Raw genomic sequence first — 8,054 nt, forward strand, 5'->3', positions numbered from 1 at the left:
GCATAGGAGCGAGCCAAGCCTAAGAAAGCTTGTAATTCATCGATTGTACCATAAGCTTCTACGCGTAAAGATGATTTCTGTACACGTTCACCTGTGTATAAACCAGTTGTACCAGCATCACCTGTTTTTGTATAAACACTACTTGCCATATTATTACCTCCTATAGATATACATGGATGTAGAAATAAAAGCTACATGATCTCAACCTTGAGATTATTTGTATTCTGGGAACCAAAGGCTAACTTCACGAGCAGCAGCTTCTGGAGAATCAGAAGCATGTACTACATTAGCGTCCAATGTTAAGGCATAGTCACCGCGAATACTACCAGGGGCAGCATCTACAGGATTTGTCGCCCCGTTTAAAGCACGTACGGATACAATTGCATTCTCACCTGCTAAAACGAAAGCAAGAACTGGACCAGATGTAATAAAATCAACTAATTCACCAAAGAAAGGTTTTTCTTTGTGCTCTGCATAGTGTTCTTCAGCCAGTTCACGAGGTACTTGTAATAATTTTAATGCTTTAATAACAAGACCTTTGCGTTCATAGCGGCTAAGAATTTCACCACTTAATTGACGCTTGACAGCATCTGGTTTAATTAAAACTAATGTTTCTTGCATGATATCCTCCTGTAGATACGAATTAGAATTTTGCTTTTTCTTTATATTTAGGATTCATTGCTTGTTTTTTTAGCTTTTCAATACGTTCTTCTGTACGAGGATGTGTACTAAAAAGATTACTCAAGCTTTCACCAATACCCATCATAGGGTTAATAATAAACATATGGGCTGTTGCATTACTCGCGTTTGGCAAGGCACCATGTTTAGAATAGTAATCGATTTTAGCAAGAGCAGAGGCCAAAGCTAACGGATTACGACACATGTCTCCGCCACCTTCATCAGCTAAGAATTCTCTAGCACGAGAAATGCTCATCTGAATAAGACCGGCTGCGATAGGAGCAATAATGATGGCACCAATTAATGCTAAAGGATTAGATCCTTCTCGATCATCGGAGCGACCAAAGATTGCAGAGAATTGAAGAACGTGAGCAATCATAGAGATAGCCCCCGCCATCATCGCAGCAATGGTACTAATTAAAGTATCGCGATTCTTAACATGTGTTAATTCATGTGCTAATACACCTTCTAATTCATCATCAGTTAATAAACGTTGAATACCTTCAGTAACGGCAACTGCAGCGTTACTTGGATTTCTACCTGTGGCAAATGCATTAGGTACTTCACTAGGAATGATATATACCTTTGGCATTGGTAAATTACCATTTTTAGCCAATTTTTCTACCATACCATATAATTTTGGATGAGATTGTGCAGTAACTTGTTGAGCATTATATTGGGCTAACACAATTTTATCGCTAAACCAATAGGACATAAAATTCATGCCCATAGATACTGCGAACATAGCCATCATGCCAGTTCTACCGCCAATCATATCACCTAAGACCACTAAAATGGCCGTTAGTGTAGCTAATAAAAGCGTTGTTTTCATACTGTTCATAGTTTCCTCCAATTATAGTTATGGACTATGCCTAACACTATAATTATACCACAAACTAGATAATTGACGCTCCTGTTGTGTCTGCTTCTAAGCAATAGGTTTTATTTTCAATGCCATTAGCTGTAAATACAGCACCCATCGCATTTGCTACATCTTGCACATGGTCTTTATCTACATAAGCAATTAATGTAGAACCAGATCCACTAATCGTGGCACCGTAAGCACCAGCAACTTTTGCAGCCTCAAACACTTCATCACAATGTGGAATCAATGTTTTACGGTAAGGTACATGCAAATTATCATCTAATGCAACAGACAAATTACTTAATTGATGCGTAATTAGGCTTGTTACAAACAAAGATGCATGACTTACATTTTGTACAGCCTCTTTGAATGGCACGTGGTTCGGTAAAACAGAACGAGCATATTCAGTTGATACCATAACCTCTGGTACGACAACAGCAAAATGCAATTCAGAAGGTACAGAAATAACTGTATTTAATACTTTTGTCTTTAAACCTGTAGCACAACATAGATTGCCATAAATAGCTGGTGCCACATTATCTGGATGACCTTCCATGCGATTTGCTATAACAAGTAACTCTTCCTTAGAAAGTGGTTGTTTTACTAATGCATTCGCAAGTAAAAGTCCCCCTACAATCGCCGTACTACTACTGCCTAAACCACGAGATGGTGGGATTAAGGTTTCAGACGTAATATGTCCATATTGAATCGGTTCTTGAGCTGTAGCAAAAACTTGATCCATCGCAAATCCAATGAGATTCTTTTTTGGATCTTCGGCGCGTAAAATTTCTGCACCGAAGCCCTCAAAAGTATATGTATATTCTGTAGCATTTACATCAGGTGTAAAGCTAAAAATATTATAAAGATTTAAGGCTAAACCTAAGCAATCAAAACCAGGGCCACAGTTAGCACTAGTGGCAGGTACTTGTACGCGAACAGTGTTCATAGTTTAAGCTTCCATAATACGAATTACACTATTAACAGACTTAACGGAACGCAAGCTATTAAAGGAATCGATAAGATTTAAAATATAAGATCTAGGACATTTAGATGTAACAATAGCCAATACGGCAGTTTCTGGATCCATATTTCTTTGAACGATGGATAGAACAGAAATCTTTTGTTCCGCTAATTTGGCAGAAATTTTAGCCAATACACCTGTTTTATTATCTACAGCTAAACGTAAGTAGTAGCTAGATTGAATTTTACCTGGAGAGTAAATATCTTTTTGATCGTAATAGAATGGTTTTAAACGACCTGTTTCATTGTAAGAAACATTTTTTGCTACTTCCATAATGTCAGATACTACAGAGCTACCTGTTGGTAAGCTACCTGCACCACGACCATAAAGCATTACGTCGTCAATACCATTGCCCTTAACGTAGATCGCATTATAGGACCCACGAACGGATGCCAATGGATGTGTAGTAGGAATAAATGCAGGATAAACATTTAAAGATAAGCCTTGAGCAGTTTCTTTAGCAATACCTAATAATTTGATGTTGTATCCAAACTCTTTGCCAAATTTAATGTCCTCTGTATCAATACTTGTAATACCTTCTACCGTTACATCTTCAAAGAAAATGCGACGGTTAAAGCTAATGGATGCAAGAATAGCTAACTTACGTGCAGCATCAAGACCTTCTACGTCTGCTGTAGGATCTGCCTCAGCATAACCTAAATCCTGAGCCTCTTTTAAAACATCTTGATAACTTAAACCTTCTTCGGACATCTTAGTCAAAATAAAATTTGTAGTACCATTCATAATACCGATAAGTTCAGTAATGCGGTTACCCGCTAAGGATTCATACAATGTACGAATAATAGGAATACCGCCCAATACGGAAGCCTCAAAACGTAGATCTACTCCATTTTTACTAGCTAAATCCAATAAATATGGGCCAGACTCAGCCAATAAATCTTTATTAGCTGTTACGACGTTTTTCTTAGCCTTAAGAGCACCCTCTACACAGTCTTTAGCAAAGGTTGTGCCACCCATTAGCTCAACAACCATTTGAATATTATCATCTTGTAATACATCATCAATATTTGTTACATATTGAGCTGTTTCAGGCAAAGTAATGTGGCTATATTTTTCTGGATTACGTACATAGATTTTAGAAATTTCAACATTTACTCCTGTACGATTTCTTATAAGTTCAGCATTATCTTGCAATAAATTAAAAGTGCCTTGTGCAACAGTACCGAAACCTAATAACGCAATTTTTATAGTGGTCATAATAGTCCTACTCTCTTAACTAGCCTATGCTTGGCCTAAAATCTCTACTTTAATAATGCCCTTCATGGAGCGGATATCCAATAATAAATCTTCTAATGAACCTTGTAGGTCCTTAGTTTCAAAAGAAATGCTGCTATTGGCAATACCTTGTAATGGAATATCTTGATTAATTGTCAAAATACTGCCGTTACGCTCAGCAATAGCTTTTAAAACACTGGACAACATGCCGGATTCATTAGACATGGAAACATAAATACTAACTATTTTCCCTTGAGCAATTTCAAAGAACGGAAATACATAGTCTTTGTATTTATAATACGCAGAACGACTTAAATCCATTTTTTCAACTGCTTCATTGATTGTTTTAACTTCACCTAATTTAAGAATTTCTTTTACTTTGATCGTCTTTTTAATCGCTTCTGGTAAAATATCTTCTTGCACCAGATAAAACTTATCTTTTTTTGGTTTAGACATAGAGTACACTCCCTTATTGTTCTCTTGAAGTTTCTTGGGCTACAAATTGGCGCCCATATAATGTTAATACTGCATACATACCGATAAAAAATGGCAAATATTCAGCCACAACACGCCATGCTACAGCTACAATACCAACTGTGCCATTAGGTACAAAGGAACTAAACAATACTACAAATAGTCCTTCTGCAATCCCTGTTCCCCCTGGAGTTGGCGCAAAATACAAAATAAGATTTAATAAAATCATACGATCTAAAATATCGATGATTGGAATATGTGGTGTAAAAGCAAACATTAATGCCGGTGCAATACAATACAAGCATAATAAGCTTAGACCAGACTCAATAAATACTATAAAAGATTGGACCGGTTGTTTATAGAGTAAGCCAAGACCTTGATTTAACGTTTCTAATTTAGAAAGCCAATCCTTAGTTTTATGAGCTTTAAAACGCTGCGCTAAATTATAAACAAACTGTCTCATATATTTAGTCTGTAATATATATGTTCCCAGTAATGTTGCTATAACGGCAAGCACAGCAAACAGCAACAACATATCTCGTGAAATATAGGGGATTTCAATAGCATCTCGTAAAAATACTATAGGCAACATAATGACCAAAAACATAATGGAAAATACGGTGCGTATTAATACGATTGGCGTACCTTTAGATATGGGTACACCATAACTTTTTAATACTAGTACTTGAGCTACGGCACCCCCACTAGCACCAGGTGTTAACATAGCCATAAAGTAGTTACTAAAAATAACACGTAGAACTGCTTGGATTGATAGTTTGTAGCCCCCTATTTTAACAAGACGCTGCAAGCGAAGGCCATCAAAATACATACCTACCGCCAGCGCTGCAATTGCTAATAATAAAGATACACTATTAAAAGACGATATAGTTTTTAATGATTCTAAGTCGATAGTATAGTAAATAATCCCTACTGATACGGCTAATAACAAGAGAAACATAAAAATGCCTCTCTTCATCATTTTACTCATATCAAGTCTCCATAATTAATGAGCTCTATACCATGTTGTCGTATATACAATCGCGTATGACTGGAACAAAGTGCATGTAACTCATCTTCCCAGTGATACCCCCAGTTATAACGCTTACCTAGAATTGTATTACTAATACCTGGATGCACCATCAATTCATGCGTACCAGAATTATTATTTACCTTTTTCAAAATCCCCATCAATGATTTTTGGTTTATATTTCCGCCATTAATCATCCCCCAGAAATATTGAGTGGTCAACATATTGTTATTGCGTACTGTTGGCCTTGCATTAGCAGCAACAGTTGATAAGCCAACCTTACCTAAGAAGCGTGATGGAGAAGATATATAGTTCATAAAGCCTGTAGATTCATCTGGTATCCGAATAGCATGTATACCAAAGGATTTTGCTTGTTCAATAACTATAGGTAATACCGTAGGCAATACATGCATATGTTGATGACCATCAACATGAGTAATCTTTAATCCGGTATCAACAATTTGAGTCATTTGTGCATGAATCTCTTTACGTAATTCACTGTAATTAATTTTGCCAGAGTATATGCGTTTAATAAAATCAACATAACTCTCTGGAAAAACACCTTCATTTGTTACGAGTGAAGGAACTTCAGCTGGATCACATACTGGTTTTAGTCCACCAACTAAAGCAATATGAATACCAATGCCCAACTTAGGGTTTTCTTTCGCCATACTAACAGCTTCCGTAAAAGCTTCTCCACCTGCTAATAAAGAGGTGCTAGTAATGATACCTGTACGATGACCGTCAATAATGCCAGCATTAACCGCACTATGAAGGCCAAAATCGTCTGCATTTACAATTAATTTGGACATAGTTTTCTTCCTTTTCATTAAAAAAGGGGAGAACTTTGTTCTCCCACAAAGGATATATGTTATTGTACCAAATACACAACTAATAAATCAATACAAAAGCCCTCTACTTGTATACTAGTAGAGGACTTTTTATAATGTTATAAATTTTTATCATAAATATAAAAATGAACTTTTAATTCATCAATTGCTCTTGAACCTTATACATACATAAGGCAGCTGCTACACTTACATTTAAAGACTCCATATCGCCATACATAGGAATCATAATACGATTTGTACACAGATTCATAACTTCTGGAGTCACACCATTACCTTCATTGCCTAACACTAACATAGTTCGTTTGGCATACTCTACAGAATAATATAGTTCAGAATCTTCTAAAGCCGTTACATAAGTAGTCATATTTGATTCAGCTACAATATCATTTAACATTGATAAGGTAACATCTTCATATAAAGGTATTTTATGTAAAGCGCTCATTGTACTGCGCACCGTCTTATCATTAAAAGGATCTACAGTACCTTTCATCAAGAATATCCCTTTAACACCTGCTGCAACTGCAGTGCGAATAATAGTGCCTAAATTACCAGGATCTTGGACCCCATCTAGTGTAATATATAAGCCGTCTTCAATAGTAACAGAATCAATAGCATGTTTTGGCTTGGCTACTATAGCAACAACACCTTGACCATTTACAGTATTATCTACTTTATCAAATACAGGATCTTGTACGATATACGTAGGCACTGATTGAATAGAGTCTAAGTTTAATAAATCTAAAACATTTTTATCTTGTGATTTAGATTCACGAATAACAATTGTTTTGACTGCACCCATAGCTGCTATATCACGAATAGAGCGGATGCCTTCAACAATATATTCACCATTTTTTTGACGATTCTTACGCTGACCTAATGAAATAATACGCTTAATCGTTTTATTATCTTTCGATTGGATAAATTCCATACTAACTCCCGCTTTGTTGATTACTCCAGAGATTATAAAAGGCACCGTTCAAATTGATAAGCTCTTCAAAAGCTCCTTTTTCTAATATTTTACCATATTCTAGGTACACTATTTTATTAGCATCTTGTACAGTGGAAAGTCGATGAGCAATGCTTACGATGGTTTTGCTACCTCGTATATTTTCAATGCTAGCTTGAATTTGTTTCTCCGTATGACTATCAATATTGGCTGTAGCCTCATCTAGCAATAGAATAGGTGTTTTTCTAATTAGAGTACGTCCAAATGCCAATAATTGCTTTTGACCATCAGACAACAAGGAACCTAAATAACCTACAGGTGTATTATAGCCCTCTGGTAAATGTTCAATCATAGAATCTAAATTCACTTGTTTCGCTGCATCTACCATATCCTCATATGAAATAGACGTGTCAAAAAGTGTTAAGTTATCCTTTATAGAACCTTTGAATAAATACGCTTGCTGAAAGACATAGCCCATTAAATGACGCAGTACAGAACTATCATATTTCGCAATATCAATGCCATTAATATAGATAGCACCTTTTGTAGGCTTATAAAGTCCCATTAACAAGGATAGAAGTGTTGACTTACCACTACCAGAAGGGCCTACGATGCCTATAAATTCCCCTGCTTTAATACTTAACGTAAAGTCCTCTAACGCGTATATATCGTTATTGTCATAAGAAAACCATACATGATCAAAGTCAATAGATTCAATATGTCTAAATTCATGAGGAACTTCATTAGCCATTTGACGCTCTTCTTCCTCTAATAAAGGAACTAATCTTTCCGCACCAGCTAATGCACTTTGTAATGAATTATATTTATCAGCTATTTCTTTTAATGGTTGAAAGAATCGATCCATATATTGGATGAAGGCAAATACAGTACCAGCATCAGCCACAGAATCTATTATATTTGTTGTAGTAAAAATAACGATTAATGCAACAAAGAAT

10 protein-coding genes are annotated in these 8,054 nt (G+C 35.9%); all 10 read right to left on the minus strand.

Annotated features, from left to right (window positions below):
• A partial coding sequence (locus Q0F90_RS05530) for an ATP:cob(I)alamin adenosyltransferase (RefSeq protein WP_296004093.1) occupies positions 1-149 on the minus strand: 149 nt, incomplete at its 3' end.
• A gap of 64 nt (positions 150-213) precedes the next feature.
• Positions 214-621, minus strand: coding sequence for a nucleoside-diphosphate kinase (gene ndk / locus Q0F90_RS05535; protein WP_296004077.1), 408 nt, complete (start codon positions 619-621; stop codon positions 214-216).
• 22 nt (positions 622-643) lie between these two features.
• A complete protein-coding gene (gene htpX / locus Q0F90_RS05540; RefSeq protein WP_296004080.1) occupies positions 644-1,519 on the minus strand; it encodes a zinc metalloprotease HtpX in 876 nt (291 codons plus the stop codon).
• A 55-nt stretch (positions 1,520-1,574) separates the two neighbouring features.
• Positions 1,575-2,489 carry a homoserine kinase gene (gene thrB / locus Q0F90_RS05545; RefSeq protein ID WP_296004081.1) on the minus strand — a complete coding sequence of 305 codons (915 nt, stop codon included), beginning with the start codon at positions 2,487-2,489 and terminating at the stop codon, positions 1,575-1,577.
• A 3-nt stretch (positions 2,490-2,492) separates the two neighbouring features.
• Positions 2,493-3,782 carry a homoserine dehydrogenase gene (locus tag Q0F90_RS05550; protein ID WP_296004084.1) on the minus strand — a complete coding sequence of 430 codons (1,290 nt, stop codon included), beginning with the start codon at positions 3,780-3,782 and terminating at the stop codon, positions 2,493-2,495.
• Between the two features lie 24 nt (positions 3,783-3,806).
• Positions 3,807-4,256 (minus strand): ACT domain-containing protein, encoded by a 450-nt coding sequence (locus tag Q0F90_RS05555; RefSeq protein ID WP_004695770.1) that lies wholly within the window; start codon positions 4,254-4,256, stop codon positions 3,807-3,809.
• A gap of 13 nt (positions 4,257-4,269) precedes the next feature.
• A complete protein-coding gene (locus Q0F90_RS05560; RefSeq protein ID WP_296004085.1) occupies positions 4,270-5,262 on the minus strand; it encodes a lysylphosphatidylglycerol synthase transmembrane domain-containing protein in 993 nt (330 codons plus the stop codon).
• On the minus strand, positions 5,259-6,113 hold the full coding sequence (locus Q0F90_RS05565; protein ID WP_296004087.1) for a ChbG/HpnK family deacetylase: 855 nt from the start codon (positions 6,111-6,113) through the stop codon (positions 5,259-5,261). The genes Q0F90_RS05560 and Q0F90_RS05565 overlap by 4 nt, the downstream gene beginning before the upstream one ends.
• A gap of 172 nt (positions 6,114-6,285) precedes the next feature.
• Complete coding sequence (locus Q0F90_RS05570; protein WP_296004090.1) at positions 6,286-7,080, minus strand: RNA methyltransferase; 795 nt, start codon at positions 7,078-7,080, stop codon at positions 6,286-6,288.
• A 1-nt stretch (position 7,081) separates the two neighbouring features.
• Positions 7,082-8,054, minus strand: a 973-nt coding sequence (locus Q0F90_RS05575; protein WP_296004092.1) for an ABC transporter ATP-binding protein, incomplete at its 5' end; no start/stop codon positions are given.

Origin of the sequence: uncultured Veillonella sp. (assembly GCF_934190855.1) — a bacterium.
Classification (GTDB): Bacteria; Bacillota; Negativicutes; order Veillonellales; family Veillonellaceae; genus Veillonella.

Coding starts and splice junctions, on each gene's coding strand:
- Q0F90_RS05550 (WP_296004084.1), bottom strand. CDS start 3,782: ATGACCACTATAAAAATTGCGTTATTAGGTTTCGGTACTGTTGCACAA.
- thrB (WP_296004081.1), bottom strand. CDS start 2,489: ATGAACACTGTTCGCGTACAAGTACCTGCCACTAGTGCTAACTGTGGC.
- Q0F90_RS05555 (WP_004695770.1), bottom strand. CDS start 4,256: ATGTCTAAACCAAAAAAAGATAAGTTTTATCTGGTGCAAGAAGATATT.
- Q0F90_RS05565 (WP_296004087.1), bottom strand. CDS start 6,113: ATGTCCAAATTAATTGTAAATGCAGACGATTTTGGCCTTCATAGTGCG.
- htpX (WP_296004080.1), bottom strand. CDS start 1,519: ATGAACAGTATGAAAACAACGCTTTTATTAGCTACACTAACGGCCATT.
- Q0F90_RS05560 (WP_296004085.1), bottom strand. CDS start 5,262: ATGAGTAAAATGATGAAGAGAGGCATTTTTATGTTTCTCTTGTTATTA.
- ndk (WP_296004077.1), bottom strand. CDS start 621: ATGCAAGAAACATTAGTTTTAATTAAACCAGATGCTGTCAAGCGTCAA.
- Q0F90_RS05570 (WP_296004090.1), bottom strand. CDS start 7,080: ATGGAATTTATCCAATCGAAAGATAATAAAACGATTAAGCGTATTATT.